General features: G+C 70.5%; 28 protein-coding genes, 2 tRNA genes and 1 riboswitch. Of the genes, 5 read left to right on the forward strand and 25 right to left on the reverse strand.

The genetic code is table 11. The annotated features are described in order from the left end of the window. The first annotated feature begins 66 nt into the window (after positions 1–66). Positions 67–1,113: a hypothetical protein gene (locus tag ABT118_RS14890; RefSeq protein ID WP_350668467.1), complete on the forward strand. Its 1,047-nt coding sequence runs from the start codon at positions 67–69 to the stop codon at positions 1,111–1,113. 71 nt (positions 1,114–1,184) lie between these two features. On the opposite strand, the gene clpX is transcribed toward ABT118_RS14890, so the two are convergent. The 6 genes from clpX to ABT118_RS14920 form a co-directional block, all read right to left on the reverse strand. Further along, on the reverse strand, positions 1,185–2,474 hold the full coding sequence (gene clpX, locus ABT118_RS14895; RefSeq protein WP_350668469.1) for an ATP-dependent Clp protease ATP-binding subunit ClpX: 1,290 nt from the start codon (positions 2,472–2,474) through the stop codon (positions 1,185–1,187). 236 nt (positions 2,475–2,710) lie between these two features. Then, positions 2,711–3,358 (reverse strand): ATP-dependent Clp protease proteolytic subunit, encoded by a 648-nt coding sequence (locus tag ABT118_RS14900; RefSeq protein ID WP_184919476.1) that lies wholly within the window; start codon positions 3,356–3,358, stop codon positions 2,711–2,713. A gap of 55 nt (positions 3,359–3,413) precedes the next feature. Then, entirely contained in the window at positions 3,414–4,031 is a 618-nt protein-coding gene (locus ABT118_RS14905; RefSeq protein ID WP_502884554.1) for an ATP-dependent Clp protease proteolytic subunit, read from the reverse strand. A 309-nt stretch (positions 4,032–4,340) separates the two neighbouring features. Then, positions 4,341–5,711: a trigger factor gene (gene tig / locus ABT118_RS14910; RefSeq protein WP_350668471.1), complete on the reverse strand. Its 1,371-nt coding sequence runs from the start codon at positions 5,709–5,711 to the stop codon at positions 4,341–4,343. A 251-nt stretch (positions 5,712–5,962) separates the two neighbouring features. Next, positions 5,963–7,405, reverse strand: coding sequence for an MDR family MFS transporter (locus ABT118_RS14915; protein ID WP_350668472.1), 1,443 nt, complete (start codon positions 7,403–7,405; stop codon positions 5,963–5,965). Positions 7,406–7,516: 111 nt separating this feature from the next. Further along, positions 7,517–7,590: transfer RNA gene (locus tag ABT118_RS14920), tRNA-Pro, on the reverse strand. 174 nt (positions 7,591–7,764) lie between these two features. Here ABT118_RS14920 and ABT118_RS14925 point away from each other — a divergent pair. Then, positions 7,765–7,838 (forward strand) — tRNA-Gly (locus ABT118_RS14925). Positions 7,839–7,975: 137 nt separating this feature from the next. Here ABT118_RS14925 and ABT118_RS14930 read toward each other — a convergent pair. From ABT118_RS14930 to ABT118_RS14990, 13 genes are all read right to left on the reverse strand, one after another. Next, a complete protein-coding gene (locus ABT118_RS14930) occupies positions 7,976–8,464 on the reverse strand; it encodes a hypothetical protein (protein ID WP_350668473.1) in 489 nt (162 codons plus the stop codon). A gap of 123 nt (positions 8,465–8,587) precedes the next feature. Further along, on the reverse strand, positions 8,588–9,736 hold the full coding sequence (locus ABT118_RS14935; RefSeq protein WP_350668474.1) for a tyrosine-type recombinase/integrase: 1,149 nt from the start codon (positions 9,734–9,736) through the stop codon (positions 8,588–8,590). Then, positions 9,736–9,951 (reverse strand): excisionase family DNA-binding protein, encoded by a 216-nt coding sequence (locus ABT118_RS14940; RefSeq protein ID WP_350668475.1) that lies wholly within the window; start codon positions 9,949–9,951, stop codon positions 9,736–9,738. The genes ABT118_RS14935 and ABT118_RS14940 overlap by 1 nt, the downstream gene beginning before the upstream one ends. Beyond that, a complete protein-coding gene (locus ABT118_RS14945) occupies positions 9,944–11,284 on the reverse strand; it encodes a replication initiator (RefSeq protein ID WP_350668476.1) in 1,341 nt (446 codons plus the stop codon). The genes ABT118_RS14940 and ABT118_RS14945 overlap by 8 nt, the downstream gene beginning before the upstream one ends. Next, complete coding sequence (locus ABT118_RS14950) at positions 11,281–11,469, reverse strand: hypothetical protein (protein ID WP_350668477.1); 189 nt, start codon at positions 11,467–11,469, stop codon at positions 11,281–11,283. Before ABT118_RS14950 ends, ABT118_RS14945 begins: the two co-directional genes overlap by 4 nt. Positions 11,470–11,567: 98 nt before the next feature. Continuing rightward, a complete protein-coding gene (locus ABT118_RS14955; RefSeq protein WP_350668478.1) occupies positions 11,568–12,116 on the reverse strand; it encodes a GGDEF domain-containing protein in 549 nt (182 codons plus the stop codon). A 91-nt stretch (positions 12,117–12,207) separates the two neighbouring features. Further along, on the reverse strand, positions 12,208–12,744 hold the full coding sequence (locus ABT118_RS14960) for a DUF6197 family protein (RefSeq protein ID WP_350668479.1): 537 nt from the start codon (positions 12,742–12,744) through the stop codon (positions 12,208–12,210). A 14-nt stretch (positions 12,745–12,758) separates the two neighbouring features. After that, entirely contained in the window at positions 12,759–12,947 is a 189-nt protein-coding gene (locus tag ABT118_RS14965) for a hypothetical protein (protein ID WP_350668480.1), read from the reverse strand. 15 nt (positions 12,948–12,962) lie between these two features. Then, entirely contained in the window at positions 12,963–13,154 is a 192-nt protein-coding gene (locus ABT118_RS14970; protein WP_350668481.1) for a mobile element transfer protein, read from the reverse strand. 14 nt (positions 13,155–13,168) lie between these two features. After that, positions 13,169–13,819 (reverse strand): DUF2637 domain-containing protein, encoded by a 651-nt coding sequence (locus ABT118_RS14975; RefSeq protein ID WP_350668482.1) that lies wholly within the window; start codon positions 13,817–13,819, stop codon positions 13,169–13,171. A gap of 77 nt (positions 13,820–13,896) precedes the next feature. Then, a complete protein-coding gene (locus ABT118_RS14980; protein ID WP_350668484.1) occupies positions 13,897–15,270 on the reverse strand; it encodes an FtsK/SpoIIIE domain-containing protein in 1,374 nt (457 codons plus the stop codon). 5 nt (positions 15,271–15,275) lie between these two features. Continuing rightward, positions 15,276–15,617, reverse strand: coding sequence for an SCO3933 family regulatory protein (locus ABT118_RS14985; protein ID WP_350668485.1), 342 nt, complete (start codon positions 15,615–15,617; stop codon positions 15,276–15,278). 139 nt (positions 15,618–15,756) lie between these two features. Next, positions 15,757–16,536 carry a GntR family transcriptional regulator gene (locus ABT118_RS14990; RefSeq protein WP_350668486.1) on the reverse strand — a complete coding sequence of 260 codons (780 nt, stop codon included), beginning with the start codon at positions 16,534–16,536 and terminating at the stop codon, positions 15,757–15,759. An 18-nt stretch (positions 16,537–16,554) separates the two neighbouring features. On the opposite strand from ABT118_RS14990, the gene ABT118_RS14995 reads away from it, so the two are divergent. Then, entirely contained in the window at positions 16,555–17,025 is a 471-nt protein-coding gene (locus ABT118_RS14995; RefSeq protein WP_350668579.1) for an NUDIX hydrolase, read from the forward strand. 393 nt (positions 17,026–17,418) lie between these two features. Here the strand turns inward: ABT118_RS14995 and ABT118_RS15000 are convergent, their stop codons facing one another. Together ABT118_RS15000 and ABT118_RS15005 are read right to left on the reverse strand one after the other, a co-directional pair. Then, entirely contained in the window at positions 17,419–18,264 is an 846-nt protein-coding gene (locus ABT118_RS15000; RefSeq protein WP_350668487.1) for a TIR domain-containing protein, read from the reverse strand. Between the two features lie 337 nt (positions 18,265–18,601). Next, positions 18,602–19,603, reverse strand: coding sequence for a M23 family metallopeptidase (locus ABT118_RS15005; protein ID WP_350668488.1), 1,002 nt, complete (start codon positions 19,601–19,603; stop codon positions 18,602–18,604). Between the two features lie 3 nt (positions 19,604–19,606). After that, positions 19,607–19,759, reverse strand: a riboswitch (cyclic di-AMP (ydaO/yuaA leader). 358 nt (positions 19,760–20,117) lie between these two features. On the opposite strand from ABT118_RS15005, the gene ABT118_RS15010 reads away from it, so the two are divergent. Beyond that, the gene (locus tag ABT118_RS15010; protein WP_350668489.1) at positions 20,118–20,852 is read left to right on the forward strand and encodes a DUF6348 family protein; all 735 of its coding nucleotides are present in this window, start codon (positions 20,118–20,120) and stop codon (positions 20,850–20,852) included. 31 nt (positions 20,853–20,883) lie between these two features. Here ABT118_RS15010 and ABT118_RS15015 read toward each other — a convergent pair whose 3' ends face one another. Then, complete coding sequence (locus ABT118_RS15015; RefSeq protein ID WP_350668490.1) at positions 20,884–21,078, reverse strand: hypothetical protein; 195 nt, start codon at positions 21,076–21,078, stop codon at positions 20,884–20,886. 344 nt (positions 21,079–21,422) lie between these two features. Continuing rightward, positions 21,423–22,571: a PP2C family protein-serine/threonine phosphatase gene (locus ABT118_RS15020; RefSeq protein ID WP_350668580.1), complete on the reverse strand. Its 1,149-nt coding sequence runs from the start codon at positions 22,569–22,571 to the stop codon at positions 21,423–21,425. Positions 22,572–22,848: 277 nt separating this feature from the next. Between ABT118_RS15020 and ABT118_RS15025 the strand changes: the two genes are divergently transcribed. Continuing rightward, positions 22,849–24,129 (forward strand): GNAT family N-acetyltransferase, encoded by a 1,281-nt coding sequence (locus tag ABT118_RS15025; protein ID WP_350668491.1) that lies wholly within the window; start codon positions 22,849–22,851, stop codon positions 24,127–24,129. Between the two features lie 74 nt (positions 24,130–24,203). On the opposite strand, the gene ABT118_RS15030 is transcribed toward ABT118_RS15025, so the two are convergent. Next, a complete protein-coding gene (locus ABT118_RS15030) occupies positions 24,204–24,689 on the reverse strand; it encodes a ribose-5-phosphate isomerase (RefSeq protein ID WP_057238497.1) in 486 nt (161 codons plus the stop codon). A 51-nt stretch (positions 24,690–24,740) separates the two neighbouring features. After that, positions 24,741–25,340 carry a biotin transporter BioY gene (locus ABT118_RS15035; protein WP_350668492.1) on the reverse strand — a complete coding sequence of 200 codons (600 nt, stop codon included), beginning with the start codon at positions 25,338–25,340 and terminating at the stop codon, positions 24,741–24,743. Between the last annotated feature and the right edge of the window lie 65 nt (positions 25,341–25,405).

Below are 25,405 nucleotides of genomic sequence, written 5' to 3' on the forward strand. Positions count from 1 at the left end.
CCCCGATACTCGCACGCCCGTTTGGCGCGCATTGACGGACAGTCACGAACGACGTGGGGGAGACAGATGTACGGGCAGGGGCAGCAGTATCCGCAGGGTCAACCGCCGCAGCCGGAGCCGCCATACGGGCAGCCGCCGCAGCCGGGGACCTACGGTGCGCCGCAGCCGCCCCAACAACCGTACGGCCAGCCGCCGCAGCAGTACGGCTACCCCCCGCAGCCGCAGCCGGCCGCCGCTCCGTACGGTGCGCCGCAGCCCCCGCAGCAGCCGTACGGCCAGCCGCAGGAACCGCAGTACGGTGCCCCGCCGCAGTACGGTGTCCCGCCCCAGTTCGGCCAGGACCCGCAGTACGGCCAGGCTCCGCCGTACGGTCAGCCCCCGCAGTACGGTGCGCCGCAGCACCAGTACGGGCAGCAGCCGCCGCCGTACGGGCAGCACCAGTACGGCGGTCCGATGCCCGGCGAGCCGCGCCGGAGCAACACCGGTCTGATCATCGGCCTGGTGATCGGCGCCGTGGTGCTGGTCGGCGGCGGCGGCCTGATCTGGGCGCTCAGCTCCTCCGACTCCCCGGTGGCCGGCGGCGGCGCCGGCAGCTCCACCACCGGCAAGTTCAAGCTGGCCGCCCCGGCCACGCTGCCCGGCGGGTACACCCAGAAGTCCACCAAGTCGGAGGCGGCCGGCGCGCTCGGCGCGGGGTCCATCACGTACGACGGCGGCATCTCCGCGAGCTACCTCAAGGGCAAGGACGTCACGGACACCATCTCGGTGGGCGGCTCCTGGGGCACCTTCAACGACCCGGGCACCGTGATCAAGGCGGCCACCGACAAGTTCGCCAGCGGCGCGGGCGCCGGCGCCGCCGAGAAGGTGACCTGGAAGACCCCGCTGGCCGCGGTCGACGCCAAGGACGCCAAGGACCCGGGCGGCAAGCTGTCCTGCGGCGTGGCGACCCTGGGCACCATCGACGCCCCGCTGTGCGTCTGGGCCAACCACTCCACCGTGGGCACGGTCGTCTTCCTCAAGATCTCCCTGACCGGCAAGGCCGCCGCGGTCACCCCGGCCCAGGCCGCCGACCAGGCCCGGGAGATCCGGGACGCCGTGGTGGTCGCCAAGTAGTCCGCTCCGGCCGGTGCACGCGGAAGGCCCCGCACCCTGACGGGTGCGGGGCCTTCTTCGTCGGCTGCGGGTCAGGCGCTCTTGTCGCGCCGCTCGCGCTTGATCATGTCGCGCGGGACCAGGGTCGGGATCGCGTGCTTGGAGACCACGTCACCGGTGACCACCACGCGGGCGACGTCCTGCCGGGACGGCACCTCGTACATCACGGACATCAGCACCTCCTCCATGATGGCCCGCAGGCCACGGGCGCCGGTGCCGCGCAGGATCGCCTGGTCGGCGATCGCCTCCAGCGCGTCGCGGGTGAACTCCAGCTCCACGCCGTCCAGTTCGAAGAGCTTGCGGTACTGCTTGACCAGCGCGTTCTTCGGCTCGGTGAGGATCTGCAGCAGCGCCTCGCGGTCCAGGTTGTGGACGCTGGTGATCACCGGGAGGCGGCCGATGAACTCCGGGATCATCCCGAACTTCACCAGGTCCTCCGGCATCACCTGACGGAAGTGGTCGCTGCTGTCCGACTCGCGCTTCGAGCGGATGTTGGCGCCGAAGCCGATGCCCTTGGCACCCGCCCGGCCCTCGACGATCCGCTCCAGGCCGGCGAAGGCGCCACCCACGATGAACAGCACGTTGGTGGTGTCGATCTGGATGAACTCCTGGTGCGGGTGCTTGCGGCCGCCCTGCGGCGGCACGCTCGCGGTGGTGCCCTCCAGGATCTTCAGCAGCGCCTGCTGGACACCCTCGCCGGAGACGTCGCGGGTGATCGACGGGTTCTCGCTCTTGCGGGCGACCTTGTCGATCTCGTCGATGTAGATGATCCCGGTCTCGGCCTTCTTGACGTCGTAGTCCGCCGCCTGGATCAGCTTCAGCAGGATGTTCTCGACGTCCTCACCGACGTAGCCGGCCTCGGTCAGCGCGGTGGCGTCGGCGATCGCGAACGGCACGTTCAGCATCCGGGCCAGGGTCTGCGCGAGCAGCGTCTTGCCGGAGCCGGTCGGGCCGAGCAGCAGGATGTTGGACTTGGCCAGCTCGATCGCGTCCTCGCGGCCGTTCCCACCGCTGCGCCCGGCCTCGCCGGCCTGGACGCGCTTGTAGTGGTTGTAGACCGCGACCGAGAGCGACTTCTTCGCCGTGTCCTGGCCGACCACGTACTGGTCCAGGAACTCGTAGATCTCGCGGGGCTTCGGGAGCTCCTCGAAGCGCACCTCGGAGGTCTCGGCGAGCTCCTCCTCGATGATCTCGTTGCAGAGGTCGATGCACTCGTCGCAGATGTACACGCCGGGGCCGGCGATGAGCTTCTTCACCTGCTTCTGGCTCTTGCCGCAGAACGAGCACTTGAGCAGGTCGCCACCGTCTCCGATGCGTGCCACGAGGTGCTTCCCCTTCGCCAGGGGCCCCGCGGGGGTTCCGGGGCCTGGTGCTGTGGACCGGTTCGCCGTCGAGCGATCGGTCTCGCTATCCGACGGTACTCTGCCGAGCCGGTAATTCCGCCGTCTTCGACAGCTCTGCCGTACGCCCAGGGCGAATTGATACCGAACAGATGCCGTCGAAGACACGGGCGGAGCATGGCGCGGGGCCATGCTCCGCCCGGTGAGCCCGGCCGGGCTCAGGAGGTCAGAGAAGACTTCCGGGTCGAGATGATCTGGTCGATCAGCCCGTACTCCAGGGCCTCCTCGGCGGTCAGGATCTTGTCCCGCTCGATGTCCTCGCGGACCTGCTCGACCGGCTTGTTGGAGTGCTTCGAGAGCATCTCCTCCAGCTGCTCGCGCATCCGGAAGATCTCCCGGGCCTGGATCTCCAGGTCGGAGACCTGGCCGCGGCCGGTCTCGGTGTAGGGCTGGTGGATCAGGATCCGGGCGTTCGGCAGCGCCATCCGCTTGCCGGGGGTGCCCGCCGCCAGCAGCACGGCCGCCGCGGAGGCCGCCTGGCCCATGCAGACGGTGGTGATGTCCGGCTTGACGTACTGCATGGTGTCGTAGATCGCGGTGAGCGCCGTGAAGGAGCCACCGGGCGAGTTGATGTACATCTGGATCTCACGGTCCGGGTCCATCGACTCGAGGCAGAGCAGCTGCGCCATGATGTCGTTGGCCGAGACGTCGTCCACCTGGGAGCCGAGGAAGATGATGCGCTCCTCAAACAGCTTGGCGTACGGGTCGTACTCGCGGATGCCCTGCGAGGTGCGCTCGACGAAGCGCGGGACGATGTAGCGGCCCTCGGCCCTCGGGGCGGTGAACTCGGTGCGCGCGGTGTTCATGGGGTGTTCGGTCCTCCGAAGCGTGACGGTCGGTTGGGTCTGCTGCCGGCTGCTGTCAGGCGCCGGTGCCGCCGCCGCCGGGAACGTCCGCGGCGCTGTGCATGATCGAGTCGATCAGGCCGTACTCCTTGGCCTGCTCCGGGGTGAACCAGCGGTCCCGGTCGGAGTCCGCGGTGACCCGGTCGAAGGACTGGCCGCTGTGCGCGGCGATCAGCTCCGACATCCGCTTCTTGGTGCGCAGCAGCTGCTCGGCCTGGATCCGGATGTCGGTGGCCGAACCGCCGAGACCGGCGGAGGGCTGGTGCATCAGGATGTTGGCGTTCGGCAGCGAGAACCGCTTGCCCTTCGCGCCCGCGGTCAGCAGGAACTGGCCCATCGAGGCGGCCATGCCCATCGCGATGGTGACCACGTCGTTCTTGATGTACTGCATGGTGTCGTAGATCGCCATGCCCGCGGTGATCGAGCCACCGGGCGAGTTGATGTACAGGTAGATGTCCTTCTCCGGGTCGGCCGCCAGGAGGAGGAGCTGGGCCGTGATCTTGTTGGCGATGTCGTCGTCGACCTGCTGGCCGAGGAAGATGATGCGCTCGTTGAGCAGTCGGTTGTAGACCTGGTCGCCCAGGCCGCCGAGCACGTCACCACCGGCGGCGTGCGGCGCCATCAGGCCAGGCATCTGCATCTGCGGGAACGTCACTTAGCCACCTGCTCAGTCGAATTGGACGGCCGCGCTACAGCCGCCGCTCTGTCGCACAGCTAGATATCACTGCGTGAATGTCACTGTCTAAGGACCCTAACGCGCAGGCCCGGCCGCAGAATCCCCCACGCAGAACTGTTCGCTGTGAGCGCAGGGTCGGGGCGGGCTCCCGGCGGGCCCCGAGCGGGCCCGGAGCGGCCTCCCGAGGGGTCCTGGTGCGGGAGAACGCAGAACGGTCCGGACACCCCGTCAGCGGGGTGTCCGGACCGTTCTCTACAGCGGTGGGGATCAGGCCTCGGTGGTCTCGGCGGTCTCGCCGGACTCCTCGGTCTCCTCGTCGTCCTCGAACGAGACGACCTCGCCGTTGGTGTCGGTGACCTTGGCGGCCTCGACGACCAGCGCCAGCGCCTTGCCGCGGGCGACCTCGCCGACGAGCAGCGGCACCTGGTTGCCCTGGACGACCTGCTGCGCGAACTGGTCCGGCGTCATGCCGGAGCCCGCCGCACGGCGGATGAGGTGCTCGGTGAGCTCCTCCTGGTTGACGCCCAGCTTCTCCTTGTCGACGATCTCGTCGAGCACGAACTGGGTCTTGATGCCCTTCTTGGCCTGGTCCTCGGTCTCCTGGGCGAAGTCCTCGACGGACTTGTCCTGGGTGGCGAGGTAGGTCTCGAGGGTCAGGCCCATGGGCTCGAGCTGGTGGTGCTCGAGGTTGTGCTTGCGGGTCTCGACCTCGTCCTTGAGGAGCTTCTCCGGGTAGTCCATCTCGACCAGCTTCAGCAGCTCGTCGAGCACCCGCTCCTGGGCCTGGGTGGCCTGGTCGAACTCACGCATGCGCTCCAGGCGCTTGCGGGAGTCGGCCTTCAGGTCCTCCAGGGTGTCGAACTCGCTCGCCAGCTGGGCGAACTCGTCGTCCAGGGCCGGGAGTTCCTTCTCCTGGACGGCGGTCACGGTGACGGTGACCTCGGAGCTCTGGCCGGCCTGGGTGCCGCCCTTGAGCTCGGTGGTGAAGGTCGCGGACTCGCCGGCGGACAGGCCGACGACGGCCTCGTCGATGCCGTCGAGCAGGCGGCCGGAGCCGATCTCGTAGCTCACGCCGGTGGCGGTGCCGTCGTCCGGCACCTCACCGTCGACCTTGGCCTCCAGGTCGACGACCACGACGTCGCCCTCGGCGGCGGCGCGCTCGACGTCCTTGACCGAGGAGAAGCGCTCGCGCAGCTGCTCCAGGGACTTCTCGACGTCCTCGTCCTCGACCACGATCGGGTCGACGACGACCTCGATGCCGGCGAAGTCCGGGAGCGTGATCTCGGGACGCACGTCGACCTCGGCGATGAAGCTGAGGTCACCGCCGTCGGCGAGGTTCTCGACACCCTGGATGTCGGTGATGTCGGGCTGTCCGAGGACCTCGATCTTGCCCTCGTCGACGGCCTGCGTGTAGAAGCGCGGCAGCGCGTCGTTGACGGCCTCTTCCAGCACCGCGGCACGGCCGAAGCGCTGGTCGATGACGCGGTTCGGGATCTTGCCCTTACGGAAGCCCGGGACCGAGACCTGCGAGTTGATCTTCTTGTAAGCCGCGTCGAGGCTCGGCTTGAGCTCCTCGAAGGGCACCTCGACGGTGAGTCGAACCCGGGTCGGGTTCAGAGTCTCGACGGCGCTCTTCACGGTTTGGTCTCCTAGGGGCTTGCGGTCAGGTTGTCTCCGCCCTCGGCCGGCCGGCCGTGGGCCGATCGGGTTCGGGCGAGACGGGCGATGGGCGGTTGGAGCTGCATCTCCCGTACGGGGGTGGACGGTGAGCGTGACTCCTCGCCCTCGGGCGGCTTGACCTGTACACATGCCACAGGGACGACCGCCAGCGGCCCATCCTACCGGTACCACGAAAGGCGGACGCCAGGGCGCCGCGCTTCGGGTCGTACTCAGACCTCGACGGGCTCCGGCGCGGTGCGTTCCGCCGGGCCCCGCATGGTCGCGGCGGCATCCGAATCCCGCACGAACAGGGCCGCGACGGCCGCCACCAGCGCGAGCCCCGCCGCGGTCAGGAAGGCCGCCTGGTAGGCGGCCAGGTTCGCCGTCGGCGTACCCGCCGCCGAGGTGGTGACCGTCCCCACTCCGGCCAGCACCGTGCCGAGCACCGCGACCCCCAGCGCGGAGCCGAGCTGGCGCTGCGCGTTGTAGAGGGTGGAGGCGGCGCCGGTCGCCGCCATCGGGACGGTGGCGAAGGCCGCGGTCTGCGAGGGCATGAAGACGTGCGCCATCGCGAAGCCGGTGACGAAGAGCAGGGCCCGGACGGCCCACAGGTTGCTCTCCGGGCCGATCGTCGCCATCAGCGCCAGGCAGACCGCCACCGCGGTTGCCCCCGCCACCAGCAGCCGGCGCGGGCCGAACCTCGGGTAGAGCCGACCGGCCACCTGCGAGGCGATCATCACCCCGATCGCCTCCGGAAAGACCATCAGACCGCTGTGCAGGGCATCCATGCCGAGTGCGTCCTGCATCAGCAGCGGGATCAGGTAAAGCATGCCGAGGAAGGCCGCACCGGAGAAGAGGGAGAGCAGGTTGGTCGTCCTGAAGATCCGGTCCCGGAACAGCCGGAGGTCCAACATCGGTGCCGCGCTGCGGAGTTCGACCAGCACCAGGGCGACCAGCGCGGCGCCGCCGACCGCTGCGGCGGTGACGATGCCGGGGCTCCCCCAGCCCTGGCCCGCCCCCTCCGAGAGCGCGTACATCACCAGGCCGAAGCCGGCCGCGGCGAGCAGGAAGCCGGCCGCGTCGAAGCGGCCGGCCCGCTCGGTGCGGTAGTCGGGCAGGAAGAGCAGGCCGAACACCAGGGTGAGCACGCCGATCGGGATGTTGACGATGAAGACCCAGTGCCAGGACCAGCCGTCCACCAGCCAGCCGCCGAGCACCGGACCGAGCGCGGGGGCCACGGCGGTCGGCAGCATCAGCACCCGGGTCGCCCGCATCCGCTCCTCCTGCGGGAAGGCCCGGAACAGCATGGTCATCCCGACCGGGGTGAGCAGGCCGCCCGCCGCCCCCTGGAAGATCCGGTACACCGTCAACTGCCCGAGGCTCTGGGCACTTCCGCACAGCAGCGAGGCCACCGTGAACAGCGCCAGCGAGACCAGGAACACCCGCCGGGTGCCGTACCTGTCCCCCAGCCAGCCGGACAGCGGCACGAACACCGCGAGGCTGACCAGGTACCCGACGTTGATCACCCCGACCGAGGCCGGATCGACGGAGAACTGCCGCCCGATGGAGGGGAGGGCCACGTTCACGATGGTGGTGTCCATGATGGACATGAACAGGGAGGCCACGAAGACCACGCCGACGGCGATCCTGGGCTCGACGGTGCGGACGGACATCTCTGCGGGCTCCGGTGCGACTGGTGGGTGAATGCTCAACATTCCACCTTGCCCGCCCGACCCCCGAAACGCCAACAGGGCCCCGCTCGTCGACGAGACCCTGCCGCACTGTCGGGGTGGCCGGATTCGAACCGACGGCCTTCCGCTCCCAAAGCGGACGCGCTACCAAGCTGCGCCACACCCCGTGGTGCCGAGAGGAAGCGTACACGCCGCCCATGCCGCCCCAGCGGTCATATCGGAGACCCGCCGAACCGCCCCGACCCCCAAAGCGGTGTGCAACCAACCGACCCGACCAGGTACGCTGACCCTGTCCTCGCGACCGGCAACGGCCCGGGGTCACTCTGTGCCCAGGCACACACGCGGGTGTAGCTCAATGGTAGAGCCCCAGTCTTCCAAACTGGTCACGCGAGTTCGATTCTCGTCACCCGCTCCACCAACTCGGCCCCAGGTCAGCGACATTGTCGCCAGCCTGGGGCCGAGGTCGTTTGAGGGTCCGTCAGAGCGCTGTGCCCGTGGCGTGCCCGTCCAAGCCGGGCTTGGTGCCGGGGTCCGGGTCGGGCTCCAGGCCGGCTAGGTCGCCGGGCTGAGTGCACCCGCTATTCCAAGGTCCGAGCGTGCCCGCCCGTGGAACTCGCCGAGGGCCGCGATCAGCCCCGCACCGACGCTGTCCCAGTCGCTGTCCTCGCCCTGCTGGCGGCGAGCCAGGCGAAGGGCATCCCAGAGGCGGCCGTTCACGGCGTTCGCCGCTGTGATCGCCGAGGGCTCGGCCAGCAGGATGAGGGTCTCGAAGAGCACCGACCGCCGGCTCTCGGCGTCATCCATCTCGGCGAGCAGAGCCACTGCTTCATCCGGAGTCTGTCTGGCCTGGAACGCCGCCTTGGCCGCACGGTGGGCTTCCTTCACCACCGACGCGTACTCGACGTAGGTGTTGAGCTTCCGCTCGTCCCACCGGGTGTCCATCGCCCTGCGGTGCCGAGCCCGCTCGGAGGCTGAGGTCACGAAGTACGACGTGAGGGCCCCAGCCAGCACGCCAAGCAGAGTAACGACCTGACTGATCACACAATTCAACGTATCAGCGGCGCACCTGCGCCCCGTCCCCTTTGGCGAAGGCCGCCGAGAGCAGCAGACCGGCCCCGGTCGGCGATGTGATCACCTGACCAGGGCCGGTCCGTCGAGCGTCTTTCAGGGTGCTGAGTCGTCGAGCGCCTCCGGCGCTTTGGGGTTGCGACTCTCCGGCCGGGCCTTTCTCACCAGGTCGCTCACTGCCTTGGCAATCGAACGTTCGCGCTCGGCCGTGGCGTGCTGGTAGATGAGCGCCGCCCGAGTGGTGCTGTGCCCCATCCGCGCCATCAGCTCCCTGAGACTCGCCCCGGTCGAGGCGGCCAGCTGGTTGCCGAGGTGCCGGAGGTCATGGAAGTGCAGGCCGTTGACGCCCACGGCGGCGCAGGCCCGGCGCCACAGCCGGTTGAAGTGGTTGCGGCGCGGCGTCGCCCCCTTCTCCCCCACGAACACCCGGCCGTCGGACCCCGGCTCCGCGAAGGTAGCCATGTGGTGCCGCACCTCGGCCAGGATCACGTCGGGCAGGCCGACCGTGCGGACGCCGGCCGCAGACTTGGGCAGCTTGGCGACGCGCTCGCCGTTCGACAGCTCGGCGATCGAGCGGCGGACCCGGATCGTCCCGGCCTCGGTGTCCACGTCGCGGCGGGAGAGGCCGATCAGCTCGCCCCAGCGCAGCCCGCAGAATGCGGCGATGAGGACCAGGGCGCGGTACCGCTCCGGCATCCACTCGGCGATGGCGTACACCTCGGGGACCGTGGCGGTCGGGCGCTCCGGGGTCTCCTCTTTACTTCCGCCCTTGATCTGGCAGGGGTTCCGGCGGATCAGCCGGTCGGCCAGCGCAGTGTTCAGCACCGAGCGGAGCAGCGCGTACGACTTGGCGACCGTCGAAGCGCCCGTGCCTGCTGCGAGTCGGCCGGCCCGCCAGGCCCGGACGGCGGCCGGGGTGATGTCGGCGACGGCCAGGTGCCCAAAGGTCGGGGCGAGATGCAGCCGAAGGAGCGAGTCATAGAGCTGGACTGTCCGGACGCCCAGGCCGCGCTCGGCGATCCAGGCTTTCGCGAAGGTCTCGAAGGTGACCCGCCCGGCGTCGGGGTCGAACCAGTCCCCCACCCGCAGCTCGGTCTGGGTGGCGGCTAGCCAGTCGTCCGCTTCCTTCTTGGTGGCGAAGGTCTTGGGCGCCGGGCGGTCGATGCCGTCCGGGCCCGGGTAGCGAGCCTGCCAGCGGCCGGAGGGCAACTTGCGGACCCGGCCGAAGGTGCGCTTCCTGGCCATCAGGCAGCCACCCCCAGCCCAGTACGGCGAACGGTCGGCCGCACGGTGTTCGCCTCGATGAAGGCGGCCAGGACCGAGGCCCGGATGCGGACGTGGCGACCGACCTTCACGAAGGTGATCCGCCGTTCCTCGATCAGGCGGCGAGGGAAGCGCGGGGTGGTGCCGAGCAGCTCGGCGACCTGGTCGACGCTCAGCAAGGGGTCGAGGTCAGGCATGGGTGGGTTCTCCTTCCGTTCCGGGGGCTGGTTGCAGGGCGGCGGCGAGCCAGGACTCGCCGGGGGTGAATCCTGTGCCGGCGTAGACCCAGTGGGCGAGGACGAGGGTGGTCTCCTCGACCGCCGGAGCATCGGGGCCGTGGAGGCGTTCGAGGGTCCGGGCTCGGCGCCAGGCGGTTCGGGCGTCGCGGAGTGCGCCGAGGGTGGTGGAGTAGCGGCGGGTCTTCGTTGAAAAGTGGCCCCGGAAGCCGAGCATGTGAGCCCAGGCCCGGAGGCGAAGTTCTTCAAGGGCGGGGTGGCGGCCGAGGTTCCAGCAGGTACGGATCATGCGGCGGGCGTGCTCGGGGACGTCAAGGTGGGCGATATCGGCGAGGAACTTCACGGGGCGGTCGAGGGCGCCGGTGGCTGTCTCGGCGCCCTTGGTCGCGTACTTGGCGATGTACGCGGCGACTGCCCGTTCGGTGATCTGGACGGGGCCGGTGAAGTCGGCGCTGCGGATGGGACGGATGTCGAGCTGAGTGCCGAAGGCGAACCGGTGGTCACGGCCGTCGAGGTACGGGCCGGGGATCTCAGTGCGGTAGGTGGCGGCGCGGATCGCATCGGTGAGCAGTTCGGCCGACGCCCAAGCCGGTGGACGGTCGATGTCGCCTTCGGGGCCGTCGAGGCGGATGACGGCGTGGAAGTGGATGGCGCCGCGCTTCTGGAACTCAGCGACCTTGCCGAAGGAGACCCGGGCGTGGTCGCGGAACTCGCGTTGCGTCAGCCCGGCTCGCTTGGCGATCTCGCGGCGGAGGTGGATGGAGAAGCGGGCCCAGAGCTTGCCCGCGTGGGCGTTCCAGAGCACCGCGGCTTCGTAGTCGTAGCGCTCCGGGTCCAGCGGTGAGCCGAGTAACGGGTCGTCGGCCGGGTGGGTAGCGCCGCAGCGGCAGCGCCCGGAGGCGGACCGGTTGTGGACCGGGCCGAAGCTCGGAGCGGTGAAGGTGGCGAACACGCGGGGGTGGGTGGCAACGCTCTCGGGAGTGCCCTTGCCGCCGGTGAGTCCGGCGGTGATCAGGTGGAAGGTGTCGCGGCGGTAGGTCTCGGCACAGGACGGGCAGCGGGAGGTGCGGCGGTTGCCGCAGCGCACCAGCAGGTGGCCGGCGGGGAGTTCGGCGGACTCCAGGTGGTGCAGGACCTGACCCGTCGCAGCGTCGGCTTCGGTCCGCCAGCCGTGCAGGCGGATGGGGGTGGTGCACCCGGCGAGGCCGGAGAGCTGGCGCATCAGCGCGGGCATGGTGCCGAGTCGGGCCAGGCCGAGCAGGTCGGCGACGGGTGGCGCTGTGGTGGCGCTCATGCGCGGGAGCCGACGAGGGCGACCGGGCGGGCGACGGTGCCGAGGCCGTGGCAGGTCTGGCAGTTGACGCCGGTGGTGTCGCGGGTGCCGTCGGGGCGGGTGAGGCCGGTGGCGATGTGGGCGCGGCCGAAGCCGTGGCAGTCGCGGCAGATCCGGGCGTGGGGTGCGGTGGGTCGGGGCATCATGTGGTGGTCTCCTTCGTCGGGCTTCGGTTCGGGAAGGGGTGCGGCTCCGGGGCGGTGGGATGCTTGGCGGCTTTTGCCGCCCCGGGGCTTTTCGCTGTTCAGCGGCAGCGGGAGGTTCGGCCGTCGGCCTTGCGGGTGTACATGTCGCGGTCCGCGATAGCGAGCGCGTCCGTGAGCAACGGATGCAGCAGGTCGGCCAGGCAGCAGACCCCGACCGAGGCGCCCACTGTGATCTCCCGGTCAGCGAGCGACATCCGCCTTGTAAGGACGGCGCTCAGCAGCTCAAGCCGGTCGGAAGCGTCAAGGACGACGGCGGCGAACTCGTCCCCGCCGAGGCGGGCGGCGATCCCCTTCGGGCCGCACCAGGCGGTGAGCCGATCGGCAGTGTCGGCCAGGACTGCGTCACCGGCGGCGTGGCCGTAGGTGTCGTTGACGTGCTTGAAGTCGTCCAGGTCGATCAGCAGGACCGTGGTGCGCTCCGGGTGGGAGCGGATCAGCTTCTCGGCGCGGGCGGTGAAACCGTCCCGGGTCAGCAGGCCGGTCAGCGGGTCGCGGCGGGCTGTGGCCAGACGCCGGACCAGGAGGGTGCTGTGGGCGCTCCAGCCGATCAGCGGGACGCCGGCGGCGAGCAGCGGTGCGAGGTCCATCGGGCGGTTCCTTCCGGGACGGTTCACGGAGGGGTGCGGGTCCGGGGTCGGTGGGATGCTTGGCGGCTTGTCCGGCCCCGGGGTCTGCGCTTCAGATGCCGAGCGACAGGGCGCGGGCAGCGGCGCGGTCGAGCAGGTGGTGCACGTCGGCCTGACGGGTCGTCGGGGCGTCGTTGAAGGCGTCCGGCGAGGTGACCGGGCGGCCGGTGGCGTGGAGGACCTCCATCACCTGGTTGCGGGCCCGGCCGACCGTGTGCGGGGTACCGAAGCCGTGGGCCAGGACGGCGGCCTGAGCGCCGAGGAGGCAGACGCGGCCCTTGTGGTCCCACAGGGCGCCCTGGGTCCAGCCCGCGTGGTGCAGGTAGCGGGAGGTCAACCGCAGGTGATCCGCCACGCTCACCAGCACCGGCCGGGCAGAGCGCCGGGCAAGGCGGTCGAGCAGCGTCGGAGCTGGGAGCGGGAAGCCGATGTGCCAGGACTGCACCGTGCTGCCGAGCGGGCAGACGTACGGCACGACGACCTGGGCGGGGACGGGGAGGGAGGCGAGGTACGCCTCGATCTCGGCGACCAAGCCCGAGACGTCCGGGCCAAGGTCCAGCGGAGGGAGTGTCAGAAGATCGGTCTTCATGGCGACTCCCCCGGTCACTTCGAGGTGACGGCGTTGACGCCGGAACGAGTGGTCTCCTCGATCACCGGGGCGATGAAGGTCCCGGCGACGTAGAAGCCGAAGAGGGCGATCAGGGCGGCGACCCACAGCCGGATGCCGAGAAGCTTCATGGCGGTCCAAGTGGCGGCGCCGAGGACGACAACCAGGGGCAGGGTGACGTTCATGAGGTGGGTCTCCTGTCAGCGGACGGTGCAGCGGTGGGTGCGGGCAGCGATCTCGGCGGCGGCGCGGGAGTCGTAGTCGGCGGAGAATCCGCAGCGCGGGGCGGTGCAGACGGCGGCGTGCTTCTCGCGGCCCCGGCCGTCGAAGTAGGTGGCGACCTGGACGGGGCCGATGCGGATGCTGTTGCGGGGACGGATCGGACGAGGCACGGTCTGACCTCCGGTCAGGTGAGCTGGGCTGCGATGGCGTCGGCAAAGTGGGCGGGGACGCCGAGCCGGACGCGCAGGGCTTCCGAGTCGATCGGCGTTCCGGTGCGGGTGTGGTGCTCGGCGGCGACCTTGCGGGCGTGCTCGATCAGCGCGGCGGGCACCGCAACGGCCGGCGGAACGGGCGGGAGCGCGGGCGCCGGCTCGGGCGCTTCGACGACTTCGGTCTCTGGCTCGGCCAGAGGAGGTGCGGGCTCGTAGAGCGGGAGTTCCGGCTCGGCTCCGGCGGGGCGGGTATCGCTCGCGCCGTGGGCGAGCAGGGTGCCGCCGAAGAAGGCGAGTGCGGGCCAACCAGCGACGAGGATGCGGAGCCAGGCCGGGACCTCGCCGAGGTCGAGCAGTCCGGCCGTGGCGACGTTGGCACCGAGCGAGGCACCCAGGGCGATGGCGAACCAGATCCAGGCGGCCGAAGCTGGGGCGCCGGTGGCTCGGAGGACGCGCATCCGGTGCCAGGCAGCGACCAGGAGCAGGTCGACCGAGACCGGGTAGGCCCAGGCTTTCCAGCCGTCCTGTCCGGCGGCTTGGGCAAGGTCATGGAGGTGGGCGAAGGACAGTGCTCCGGCGATGGCGGCTTGCACAAGCACGGCGTCCGGGCGGGGCAGTCGCATCAGGGGCATCCCTTTCGGACATGGCAGGGGTAGGGACCTGGCGTGAAGTTCCGTCACGCCGCGCGGGGTTGAGGTGGTCAGTCGGCGAGGGGATGCGGCTTGAGCAGCCGAGCGCCATCAGCCGAGGCGTGTACAGCGACGGGGCGGAAGGCCGCCAAGCCGGGCAACACGGGAGCCAAGTGAGCGGTCTCCCGGCAGATCCGGGCGGTGTCCGCGAGGGACAGGTTCGGTGTCCGGATGCGGGACCAGCCGCCGGAGGAGTCGCCTGCCACCGCCATGCCCGGCATCTCCGGGGCGATCTGGGTAGCGGCGAGCACCGCCTCGGGTGAGATGTCGCCGAGCCCCATCTCGGCGGTCGGCTTGTCGTTGACCCGGTGGACCACCCGGCCGGTGAGCTGAGCCCGGAGCATGGTGGCACCCTTGCCCAGCTCGGAGCCGAACCGCTGGCCGCAGACCTCCAGGAACATCCCTGCAGCGCGGCCCAGCTGGGCGAGGCGGATCAGCTGCGTGACCATGTGGTCGCGCCGCTCCTCGTCCTTGCGAGAGGCGACGAGGAACAGCTCCGCGACCTCGTCCACGATCAGCACCAGCGGCACCGGCCGCAGCTCGACCGGCAAGCCCCAGACGTCCGAGGTGATCTCTTCGTCCAACACCATGCCGGGAATGCCCTGGTGGTCGCGGATCAGGTCGTACCGGGCTTCCATCTCCTCAACCAGCTTGTCCAGCAGTGCACTGGCCTGCTGCGAGTCGGTGGCCAAGGCTGAGAGCCGGGGTGCGAACGGCGCCTGTTCGACGCCGAGCTTGCAGTCGATCCCGACCAGGGCGACCTTCCGCCGGGCGAGCCCCGCGATCAGGTTGCGCATGAAGACGGACTTGCCGGAGAGGGTCGTGCCCAGGGTCAGGCAGTGCGGGATGACCCGGTAGTCCCGAACGAAGGCAGTGCCGTCGTCCCGCACAGCCACCGGGACCAGCAGGTCATCGGTCGGCAGGCCGCGCGGCATCCGCACTTTGCGGAGCACGTCGAAGCCGGTCATCCGTAGCTCCACCACGCCAGGCTTCACGATCGAGACGTGCATGGCGTGGACACCCCACGCATGGCGAAGACGTTCCGCCGAGGCGGCCACGTCGGCCGGTTCCTGACCGGGTGCCAGCCGCAGCTGGATCCGCAGGCCCGTCGAAGTCGGGCGGACTCGGCGGACCTTGGGCGGCACCGGCCGGATCTCCCGCCGGGTGAGCGCCCGGGTCACCAGGACCCGCAGCCGGGACGGTTCGACGGTCAGCCCGCAGGCGTCCATGGTGCTGCCGTAAGTGGCGGAGAACCGCACTGCCGTGACCGGCAGGCCGATCGCCGACCAGTACAGGGCCGGGGTCTTTGCCCGGGCGACCATCGCACCGCCGGTCACGGCGGCCAGCGGCCCACCCACCTGAGCCAGCGTCAGCAGCTCGGACATGGCGATCAGCTCCGCGCCGGGGCGAGGGCGGTGATGGCCATGGCGCGGAACGAGATCCCGTGCCGCTTCTGACCGTTGAACTCGTTCTCCCAGTCCCGGGCCTTGAGCGCGGTGACCGCTACCGGCATGCCGACCGTCAGCCCGTCCGAGATGCCGGTCTCGGGGACGGTGACCGTGTAGAGGTTCGCTTCACCGTCGTCCGCGATGGTCAGACCCACGGTCAGCAGCTTGGCTCCGGTCTCACGGTCGAGGGCGATCTCGCCGGTCTGCTTGTTGACCAGCTTGGGCGCCGGGGGCACGACGACGAACACGAAGGCGGTCGAGGTGTCGATCTTGAAGGTAGCCACTCGGGTCCATCTCCTCTAAAAGAGGCGACCTCATGCACTCATGTACATGAGCTGATGGATAGAGAGTGCCCGACTCCTGTACATGAGTCAACCCACTACGAGAACAATCTCGTAGTGGGTTGCGGAAGTTGATCGTCCGTCAGTCGCGCGCGGCGAACCGGTAGTCCAGAACGAACTGGTCAGCGGCCATCACCGTGTCACAGACCTCAACCACGCGACCGGCGGAAGTCGTCGCATCTCGAACCAGATGGATCACCGGGGAGCCAGGGCTCACCGCCAGGGCAGCAGTCTCGGGCTTGGTCGCCAGCCGGGCCCGGACCGTCTCGGTGAACTCCGCGAGCGCGTAACCGTGTTCTTCGAGCCGGGCGTAGATGCCGCCGCCGCCAGGGTTCTCGGCGAACATCTCCGGGATGTCCTTCACCACGTCCCACGGCAGGTAGGAGGTGGCCTCCTCGGTCGGTGTGCCGTCACGGAAGTAGCGCCGCTTCCGGGCGAGCACCTTGGTGCCGGCCGGGATGCCCAGCCGCTCAGCGATCTCGGCGGGCGCGTCGACGGCGCCAACGAAGAGGACGTTGACCGAGGGGGTACCGCCGGACTGCTCGGCCTCGGCCAGGTACGCAGCCTTGCCCGCCAGGCGGTGAGCCCGCCGGAACCGGTCCGAGGACTTGCGCTGCACCGGGGGCCGGGAGCGGACGAAGGAGCCCCGGCCATGGTGGGTCTCGATCAGCTGGGTCGTCCGCAGCTCGGCCACCGCCTTCCGGACCGTGCCGGACGCCACGCCGTAGCGCTCCATCAGTTCGGTTTCGCTCGGGACCGCAGCCCCGGGACCCAGAGCCCCCGAACGGATCTGCGCCGCAAGGTCATCCGCGATCTGCAGATATTTCGCTTTGGCCGTCGAGGCCGCTTCACCGCTCGCCATAGTTGTTCTCGGGCTCCTATTCTCCTGTACATGAGTAGCAGCCCCTCACTTCAAGCGTCAACGCCTCTCCACTCCGTGTCGGTGGCCGGCGTCGTGGTCCGGGAGGACGGCCGGGTCCTGGCGATCCGCCGAGCCGACAACGGAACCTGGGAGCCGCCGGGCGGGGTGCTCGAACTCGGGGAGACCGTCGAGGACGGGGTACGGCGCGAGGTCTTCGAGGAGACCGGCATCCTGGTCCAGGTCGACCGGCTCACCGGGGTCTACAAGAACATGGCCAGGGGAATCGTCGCCCTGGTCTTCCGCTGCCACCCCGAGAGCGGGCACGAGCGCCTGTCCGACGAGTCCACCGCCGTCGACTGGCTGACCCCGGACGAGGTCATTGCCCAGATGGGCGAGGTCTATGCGGTCCGCATCACGGATGCACTCCAGGACGAGCCGCCCCATGTCCGTGCCCATGACGGGCGAACGTTGACGATGTCGGGGAGTTGAGTAAAAACCTTCTCTACGGGTTCAAGGCGCCTCGCTCCGCTCGGCGCGCGCTTGCCCGGCTCGACGCCGGGCCGTGCGCTCCTGTCTCCGCCCCGCTTCCCGGCCCGGCCGCCGGCCGCGCGCCTGAGCGAGAGCACCATGACCGGTCGAAGGACCAAACCCAAACGGGGCTGAGGGCGGGCGGCTCCGCGGTTTTACCCACCTGCCAGGACCGGGCCCCGCACCGAGCAAGACCGGGGGGCCACTCGGCCAAATTGCGGTCAGGCCCAAAAGCCCTGACCGAGACGCGGCGAGCTTACGGCCCCCCGATCATGCTCGGCCCCAGACCAGACAGGACACCGGCCAAAACCGCTCCACCACCCGCGCGGTGACGCTCAGCGCGGCATCCATCTGTTAGCCGAGGGTCCGGTCAATCGAAGCGTCGATGCCAGCCGCACGAAGCTCGCTCACGACGCCCATCCTCCACGCCTTGTAGGGGTCAAGTTCAACGTAGGTGACGCCTAGGAAGTCGCTGGGGATCTCAACTCCCGGCTCGTACAAGGCCATGACGTTCTGGCGACCGAGCAGGCCCAAGAACAGGCCGAGCTCCAAAATCACGTTCTGGCGCGCCCGGGGCTTGAGGTCACCCTCGCCTGCCAGGCGGCCCTCATCGTCTCCTGTCAGAAGCACGATGGCGTAGGCAGCCTTCTGGGCATGGTTCAGGAGCTTCCCAAGGATGTCGGCTCCCTTACCTGCCTGCTCATCAAGCACGATCACGTCTCGCGAGGCGACCTGCTGCAGGAAGCTGCGAACAGTCTCGCGGGTTGCGTGATCTCGACCATGCACCAGGAAGATCGCATCGCCCGAAACGTGACGCGGCACTGGTGGAGCAGCCTCAACCCAGATCTCAAGACGATCATTGATCGACTCCAGCACCCGCAACTTCTTCTCAAGGGTCGCCAGGACTGAAGACCTCACGGCCTCAGCTGTCTTGGCCGTTCCGTACTTGACATCAAACACACCAAGATCAAGGGCGATGAACTCACCGGGCGGCGCTGATGTCAGTGCTCCCTCAACCTTGAAGCTCATCGTCAGGAGAGTCTGCGTGTACTCGTTCCAAGTGAAGAAGCTCGACTGGAATGTCTCGACCTCTGCAACACTCGCACGAGGAAGGTCCAAGAGCGCCCTGCCCTTGACGAGCTGAACGTCGATCTTCTTACTCAACACTTCATGGCTACCGATGAGTGCGACCTTCGTCATGGCTGGATGCTACTCCTGCAGGCAGTCGGAGCCCAGCCACGTGCCCGTTGCGTGCCCGGTCCGCCAGCTAGCCCCGGGGAACCACAGGGAATCATGGCGACGAACTCGCTCCCCTGCTAGTCAGAGAGTGCGCTGCTCAAGGGCCAGGTGGTGGCTACGTCTTCCAAACTGGTCACGCGAGTTCGATTCTCGTCACCCGCTCCACCCACTTCGGCCCCGGGCCGGCGACCAAGTCGCCGGCCCGGGGCCGAAGTCGTCTGTGCGGCAGGGCGGGTACGCCTTCGGCCCCCGGATCGGTGATCCGGGGGCCGAAGGCGTCTGAGACGGGGTCAGACCGTTACAGGCTCACGCCGTGGGCGCGGAGGTACGCGACCGGGTCGATGTCGGAGCCGTAGGACGGGCCGGTGCGGACCTCGAAGTGCAGGTGCGGGCCGGTCACGTTGCCGGTGGCGCCGGAGAGGCCCAGCTGCTGGCCGGCCGAGACGGACTGGCCGACCGAGACGGAGATCGAGGAGAGGTGGGCGTACTCGGAGTACTTGCCGTCGGCGTGCTTGACGACGACCTCGTTGCCGTAGGACCCGCCGTTGCCGGCCGAGACCACGGTGCCGGCGGTGATGGCCTTGACGCTGGTGCCGGTCGAGGCGCGGAAGTCGACACCGGTGTGGTAGCCGCTGGACCAGGAGGAACCGGAGGCGTGGTACGCGGTGGAGGTGCCGCCGCTGACCGGGGCGACGTAACCGCCGGTGGCCACGGTGGCCGGCTTGGCGGCGGCGGTGCTCGGCGCGGTGGTGGCCGGCTTGGCCTTGGGGGCCTCGACGGCCTTCGGGGCGACGGCCGACTTGGAGCGGGACGCCTTGGTGGAGGTGTCCGCGGTGGAGTTGGTGGAGGGCTTGGTCTCGGCCTTGGGGGCCTCGGCGGCCTTCGGCGCGACGGCGGCCGCGGCCTTGCCGGAGAGCGAGAGCTGCTGGCCCGGGAAGATCAGGTTCGGGTTGCCGCCGACCACGCTGCGGTTGTCCTGGTAGAGCTTCTCCCAGCCGCCGTCGACCTGCTGGGCCGTGGCGATCTTCGAGAGGGTGTCGCCGCCGACGACCTTGTACTGGCTCGCCGCCGGGGTGGCGTCCGCGACCGGGGCCACGGCCGGGGTCTCGGTGGCGGTCTCGGTGGCGAGAGTGCTCGCGGCAGCCGGGGCGGCCTGCGGTGCGACGGCGGTGGCGTGGCCCTGGTGGGCGCTGGCGGCGGCCACCGGAAGCGCGAAGGTGGCGCCGAGGACGCCGGTCGCGACGGCGATCCGGGTCAGGTGGGACAGCTGGACGCGACGGTGCTTGCCCTGTGCGGACATGGGTGGTCCTCTCCGACGCCTACGAGGTGAGCTGTCGGGTTCGGGCTGGAGTTGCCCGGCCGCAGGAATGCGGCTTCACCCCAAGCCGGACCGGTCACACCGGTTCGGCGACTTACCTTGGGTCCCCCGCTCCTGCCATGCGTGCCTTGTTCGAGGCGCCGGGCGGCGGCAGGACTCGGCGTTCCGCCCGGTTGAGCCCGTCCGGTCGTTCACCGGACAGGCCTCGAATAGAAGCCGATCCTCCGCTTGCTGGCAAGCCCCGGTTGAACGGTCAATAAGGATGATCAGGGACGAAGGTCACGCTCCGGACGGGACCTGGGCCTCTGGGGGCCCGATTCGCTGACGCTTCGTCCCCGGCCCGCCCACGGAGGGTGGCGGAAATCGCCGTGCGTACCCGCTCGATCCCGCTCCGCCAACCTTCACCGTGACACCGCTCACGTCGGGCCGATACGCTCGCGGCGTTCGAGCATCGAGAGCCGCTGTTCGAAGTGCTGCGAAGCGAGGAGACCCGTCTGTGCGCCCCGAGGAGCGGCTGGCCGTGGTCCAGCGCGGTGTGGTCCGCGAGATGGCCGGGCTGGGTCAGGAGTTCACGGTGGACGGTGCGGTGGTGCGCGGACCAGGCACCACGGCGGTGGCGTTCCGCGAGCACACCGAGCCCGGCACCGGCGGCCACCTCGACCTCGGCTACGTGCTGCACCTCGGCCGGGGCGACGCCCCGGTGATCTGGGACTGTGCAGCCGGCGTAGGCGGCACCGAGGTGGAGCAGCTCGACAGCGCGGTCAGGATGTGGGCCGGGACCACGGCGACCACCGTGGTCGGGCTGCTCGGCGGCAGCGGTGCGCACTGCTCCACGCCCGACTTCCCCGGCTGGCACGTGGTGCAGGGCCCGGCCGCCGTCTTCGGAGCCGACACCGGCCCGCTGACCGACTGGCTCGCCGGGCGCGAACTGACCCCGGTGCTGACCGCCGCCGAGCTGCCGGAGCTGACCGACCGCCAGGTGAACGGCGTGAAGCTGTTCTTCGGCGGCAAGACCGGCCATGACGTCGCCGAGGTCCGGGTCAACGGCGCGGTGTGCCAGGCGGCTTCGGCGGCCCTGCGGGCGCAGGACTGGCCGCGCGGCGAACGGCTGCGCTGGGCCCGGCTGTTCCTGCTGATGGTCGCCGAGCACCCCGGTGCCGTGGCCCCGCCGCAGGCCGAACCCGTGCCACCGCGTGGACGGTTGGGTCGCTGGTGGCGGGGCCGTCGCTAGCGGACCGGAAGGCCCGAACGGCGCTGACGGATCAGCTGGCGACCGAGGAGATGGTCTGCGCGAGCTGGCTGAGGAAGTCCTGGATCGGCTTGGCCGCCGTGGACTGGCTCAGCATGAAACCGAAGAGCGCGGCGATGATCGCATGGCTCGTCTTCAACTGCTTGTTGCGGATGAAGATGATGACGATGATCCCGAACAGGACCAGGGCAGAGACGGAGAAGGCCACCCGGACTCACTTCCTCATTCTTTCGTAGCGAGGCTTCGTGGCGGGCCCAATCCCCCGAGACCCCCGAGAACCGACCGTCCCACCCGGACTCAGTGTGGTCGTTCGTGCGGACTGCGTAAAGGACTTGCCGGAAGGCAGCCGCGAAGATCCTGCGATGTGAGACGAATTTCCGCCGACCGAGACGATAGCCCAGCCGAGCTGACGGTCCGTCGGACGGGTGCCCCCAACTGGAAGTTGACCGTTCCCGTGCTGGTGGGGGCCGACCTAGATCCACTCCGCCCGGCGGCGATCAGGAATGGCCGAAGACCGGCGCACCGACTTGACACACACCGGCCACCGGACCGTCACCCGCGCCAGAGCAGCAGCACCGCGCGGTCGTCGTTCACGTCCTTGGCCACCGACTCGATCAGCTTCACCGCCGAGCCCCGGCCGCCGTGTTGGGAGAACGCGGCGCCGCCGACCAGCCGGTCCGCCTCGCCCATCAGCCGGTCCATCCCCTCGGTCAGGTCCCGGCCCGGGATCTCCACCATGCCGTCGGTGCAGAGCATCAGCACATCGCCCCGGTCCAGCCGGCCGCGCACCGCCTCGAACACCGCGCCGTCGTACACCCCGAGCAGCGCGCCCTCGGTGGACTCCTTGACCTCCCAGCAGCCGGTGCCGGCGTGCCGCTGCATCCCGGGCAGGTGTCCGGCCGAGAACAGCTCGTACTCCCCGGTGTCCAGATCCAGCACCAGGTGGACCGCGGTGGCGAAGCCCTCCTCCCAGTCCTGCCGGAGCAGGTAGCCGTTGGCGGCGGGCAGGAACTGCTGGGCGGGCAGCGAGCCGAGCAGGCCGCCGAAGGCGCCGGAGAGCAGCAGCGCCCGGGAGCCCGCGTCCATCCCCTTGCCGGAGACGTCCGCCAGCACCACCTCCAGGGTGCGGCGGCCCGGGCCGGTCCTGGCCGCGACCACGAAGTCGCCGGAGAAGGACTGGCCACCGGCCGGGCGGAGCGCCATGTCGGCGGACCAGTCCTCGGGCAGCGCGGGCACCCGGCTCTGCACCCGCAGCCGCTCGCGCAGGTCGAACAGCATCGAGCCGCCGCCCCGCCAGGGCACCCCGACCCGGCTGCGGAACTGGGCCAGCAGCAGCCCGGCCACCCCGACCGCGCCGACCACCAGGGCGGCGCCGGGGGTGACGCCGTAGACATAGGTGTCGGGGCTGGTGCTGGCGACCCGCTCGCCGGTGTGGATCAGCGACTCGACCGACAGGCCGAGCGCGGCCGCCGCGTAGAGCAGCACCAGGGTGCCGGGCCGCAGCAGCAGGGCACCGGCCAGGATCGGCAGCACCAGCGCGGTGGGCGGCGCCCAGGCCGGGATCAGCACGTTCAGCAGGACCAGCAGCGGGACGGCCGCGAACAGCACCGCGAAGGCGAGCCAGTCGGAGGCGTCGCCGCGGAAGTAGTCCACCCCGGTCCGGCGCAGCACTCGGCGGACCCGGTAGAGCCTGCTGCGCAACCGGGCCGTCCACGGGGTGTCGGCCGCCTGCGCGCCCGGGCCCGTCTCAGTCGGCCGGGGCGTCGCGCCCGGCGTGCTGCCAGCCATGGCCTCTGACCTTATCCACCGCTGTGGCCCGCCGTCGACGGTTGGGGCGCCGCCGGGCGCACGCGCGTGCACCGGCCCGGCGGGTTTCGGCCGCCGGAGCCGCCCGGGAGCCCCCGGGAGCCCGGACACGTCACGTCAAGCCGCCGAAAGTCGGTCGCGCACGACGCAGGTCGGTGGTAGCTGTTGGCATATGACCGCTGAGACCGGACCCTTTGACGACGCAACAGTTGACGGCCTGACGGTACGTACCTTGACGGCCGAGGAGTGGGACGACTGGTACCGGGCCCTGGAGGTCGCCTTCGGCGGCCCGGAGGAGCAGCCCGAGGAGCGCGCGCTCTGGAAGGCGCTGACCGAGCCGGCCCGCTCACTGGTGGTCCGGGACGGCGCGACCCCGGTGGCCTGCGCCGGGGCGTTCTCGCTGCGGATGACCGTTCCGGGCGGTGCGGTGGTCCCGGTGGCCGCCGTCACCATGGTCGGCGTGCTGCCGACGCACCGGCGGCGCGGGATCCTGACCGGGCTGATGCGCCGTCAACTGGACGGGCTGCGCGACGGCGGCGAGGCGGTCGCGGTGCTGACCGCCTCGGAGTCCGGCATCTACGGGCGGTTCGGCTACGGCCTGGGCAGCTGGCGGATGGCGCTGACCGTCCCGACCGGCAAGGTCAGGGTGCAGGCCCCGGTGGACCGGAGCGTCCGGCTACGGCTGGCCGATCCGGCCGCGAGCGGCCCGGCCTGTGAGGAGCTGTACGCCAAGCTGGTCCCCGGGCGGCCCGGGATGCTGGAGCGCCGGCCGGGGTGGGAGCAGCTCCCGCTGCTGGACCCGCCCGGCGGGCGGGACGGCGCCTCGCCCCAGCAGTGCGTGCTCGCCGAGGACCGCGCGAGCGGCCAACTGCTCGGCTACGCCCGGTACTCCGTGTCCATGGTCTGGGGCACGGACGACCTCGCGGACGGCACCGTGCGGGTCCGGGACGTCGAGGCGCTCACGCCCGGGGTGTACGCGGCGCTGTGGGAGTACCTGCTCGACCTGGACCTGATGGAGCGGGTCACGGTCGCCAACCGTCCGGTGGACGACCCGGTGCTGCACCTGGTCGACGACCCCCGGCGGCTGGACCCGCGCCCGGCGGACGCGCTGCACGTGCGGCTGGTCCGGGTCGGGGAGGCGCTGGAGCTGCGGGAGTACGCGGCGGCGGTGGACGTGGTGCTGGAGCTGACCGACGCCTTCGCGCCGTGGAACGCCGGGCGGTGGCGGCTGCACAGCGAGGGGCCGGGGAAGGGCGCGAGCTGCGTCCGCACCGGTGACGCGGCCGATCTCGCGCTGGATGTACGGGAGTTGGGGGCGGCCTATCTGGGCGGGGTCCGGCTCGCGGCGCTCGGCCGGGCCGGGCTGGTGCGCGAGCTCTCCGACGGCGCCCTGGCCGAGACCGACCGGGCCTTCGCCTCCGCCCTGGCCCCGTGGCTCCCGCACGGCTTCTGACCGAACGGGCAGGGGCGCGGCGGACCGGTAGGTCCCCCGCGCCCCTGTTCGTCGATCCCGACCGGTCCGGGGGGTCAGACCTGCGGGTGGTGGGCGGGGATCGGGGGGAGCTCGCCGGTGGTCTCGTACTCGGAGAGCATCTCGATCCGGCGGGTGTGCCGCTCCTCGCCGCTGTACGGGGTGTTGAGGAAGATCTCGACGAAGCGGGTGGCCTCGGCCTCGGTGTGCATCCGGCCGCCGACGCTGATCACGTTGGCGTTGTTGTGCTCGCGGCCGAGCGAGGCGGTCTGCTCGCTCCAGGCCAGCGCCGCCCGGACGCCCTTGACCTTGTTGGCCGCGATCGCCTCGCCGTTGCCCGAACCGCCGATCACGACGCCGAGCGACTCGGGGTCGGCGGCGGTGCGCTCGGCCGCCCGGAGGCAGAACGGCGGGTAGTCGTCCACGGCGTCGTAGATGTGCGGGCCGCAGTCGACCGGCTCATGGCCGTTCTCCTTCAGCCACTGGACGAGGTGGTTCTTGAGGTCGTATCCGGCATGGTCGGAACCCAGGTACACGCGCATGGGGGGAATTGTGGCATGCGCGGGTACCCGGGCCCGTGCCGGTCCGTCAGATCAGGAGGCGCGTCGCAGCAGCTTCCAGGCCAGCGGCAGGGCGCCCATCGCCAGCACCAGCTTGAGGGCGTCGCCCACCAGGTAGGGGTAGAGCCCGAGTTCGGCCGCGCGGGCCAGCGGGACGCCGAGCGAGGCGGCCAGGTAGGGGACGCCGACGGCGTAGATGGTCAGTGTGCCGAGCAGCATCGCACCGGCCGTCCGGAGCGGGCTGCGGTCCGCGCCGCGCCGGGCCAGGGCACCGACCAGTCCGGCCGCGAGCACGAAGCCGATCACGTAGCCGAGGCTGGGCATGGCGAAGCCCGAACTGCCGTCGGCGAACCAGGGCATGCCCGCCATCCCGGCCAGCAGGTAGAGGCCGAGGGCGGCGATGCCGCGCCGGGTGCCGAGCGCGGTGCCGACCAGCAGGGCGGCGAAGGTCTGGCCGGTGACCGGGACGGGCGAGCCGGGCACCGGGACGGAGAGCTGGGCGGCCAGTCCGGTGAGCACCGCTCCCCCGGCGACCAGGGCGAGTTCGCGGGCCTGGACGCCGAGGCGGGAGCCGGCCTGCGGGAGCAGGTCGGCGAGGACCGGGGTGGTGGACGGGACGGTGGCGGTGGCCATGAGCAGGTCTCCTGACGGCTCGTTCGGTGAACACTTGTGAACCTATGCCGCCCGCCGGGTCGGCG

The sequence above is a fragment of the Kitasatospora sp. NPDC002040 genome (assembly GCF_040296785.1).
Taxonomy (GTDB): Bacteria; Actinomycetota; Actinomycetes; order Streptomycetales; family Streptomycetaceae; genus Kitasatospora.

Excerpts from the sequence above, each read along its gene's own strand:
- ABT118_RS14990 (WP_350668486.1), bottom strand. The coding sequence starts at position 16,536 with ATGGCGAGCGGTGAAGCGGCCTCGACGGCCAAAGCGAAATATCTGCAG.
- ABT118_RS14955 (WP_350668478.1), bottom strand. The coding sequence starts at position 12,116 with ATGGACCTCGCACCGCTGCTCGCCGCCGGCGTCCCGCTGATCGGCTGG.
- ABT118_RS14900 (WP_184919476.1), bottom strand. The coding sequence starts at position 3,358 with ATGAACACCGCGCGCACCGAGTTCACCGCCCCGAGGGCCGAGGGCCGC.
- ABT118_RS14940 (WP_350668475.1), bottom strand. The coding sequence starts at position 9,951 with ATGCCTGACCTCGACCCCTTGCTGAGCGTCGACCAGGTCGCCGAGCTG.
- ABT118_RS14945 (WP_350668476.1), bottom strand. The coding sequence starts at position 11,284 with ATGAGCGCCACCACAGCGCCACCCGTCGCCGACCTGCTCGGCCTGGCC.
- ABT118_RS14905 (WP_502884554.1), bottom strand. The coding sequence starts at position 4,031 with ATGCCTGGCCTGATGGCGCCGCACGCCGCCGGTGGTGACGTGCTCGGC.
- ABT118_RS14965 (WP_350668480.1), bottom strand. The coding sequence starts at position 12,947 with ATGAACGTCACCCTGCCCCTGGTTGTCGTCCTCGGCGCCGCCACTTGG.
- ABT118_RS14960 (WP_350668479.1), bottom strand. The coding sequence starts at position 12,744 with ATGAAGACCGATCTTCTGACACTCCCTCCGCTGGACCTTGGCCCGGAC.
- ABT118_RS14975 (WP_350668482.1), bottom strand. The coding sequence starts at position 13,819 with ATGCGACTGCCCCGCCCGGACGCCGTGCTTGTGCAAGCCGCCATCGCC.
- ABT118_RS15025 (WP_350668491.1), top strand. The coding sequence starts at position 22,849 with ATGACCGCTGAGACCGGACCCTTTGACGACGCAACAGTTGACGGCCTG.
- ABT118_RS14890 (WP_350668467.1), top strand. The coding sequence starts at position 67 with ATGTACGGGCAGGGGCAGCAGTATCCGCAGGGTCAACCGCCGCAGCCG.
- ABT118_RS15030 (WP_057238497.1), bottom strand. The coding sequence starts at position 24,689 with ATGCGCGTGTACCTGGGTTCCGACCATGCCGGATACGACCTCAAGAAC.
- ABT118_RS14935 (WP_350668474.1), bottom strand. The coding sequence starts at position 9,736 with ATGGCCAGGAAGCGCACCTTCGGCCGGGTCCGCAAGTTGCCCTCCGGC.
- ABT118_RS14980 (WP_350668484.1), bottom strand. The coding sequence starts at position 15,270 with ATGTCCGAGCTGCTGACGCTGGCTCAGGTGGGTGGGCCGCTGGCCGCC.
- ABT118_RS14950 (WP_350668477.1), bottom strand. The coding sequence starts at position 11,469 with ATGATGCCCCGACCCACCGCACCCCACGCCCGGATCTGCCGCGACTGC.
- ABT118_RS15005 (WP_350668488.1), bottom strand. The coding sequence starts at position 19,603 with ATGTCCGCACAGGGCAAGCACCGTCGCGTCCAGCTGTCCCACCTGACC.
- ABT118_RS14915 (WP_350668472.1), bottom strand. The coding sequence starts at position 7,405 with ATGTCCGTCCGCACCGTCGAGCCCAGGATCGCCGTCGGCGTGGTCTTC.
- ABT118_RS15035 (WP_350668492.1), bottom strand. The coding sequence starts at position 25,340 with ATGGCCACCGCCACCGTCCCGTCCACCACCCCGGTCCTCGCCGACCTG.
- ABT118_RS15000 (WP_350668487.1), bottom strand. The coding sequence starts at position 18,264 with ATGACGAAGGTCGCACTCATCGGTAGCCATGAAGTGTTGAGTAAGAAG.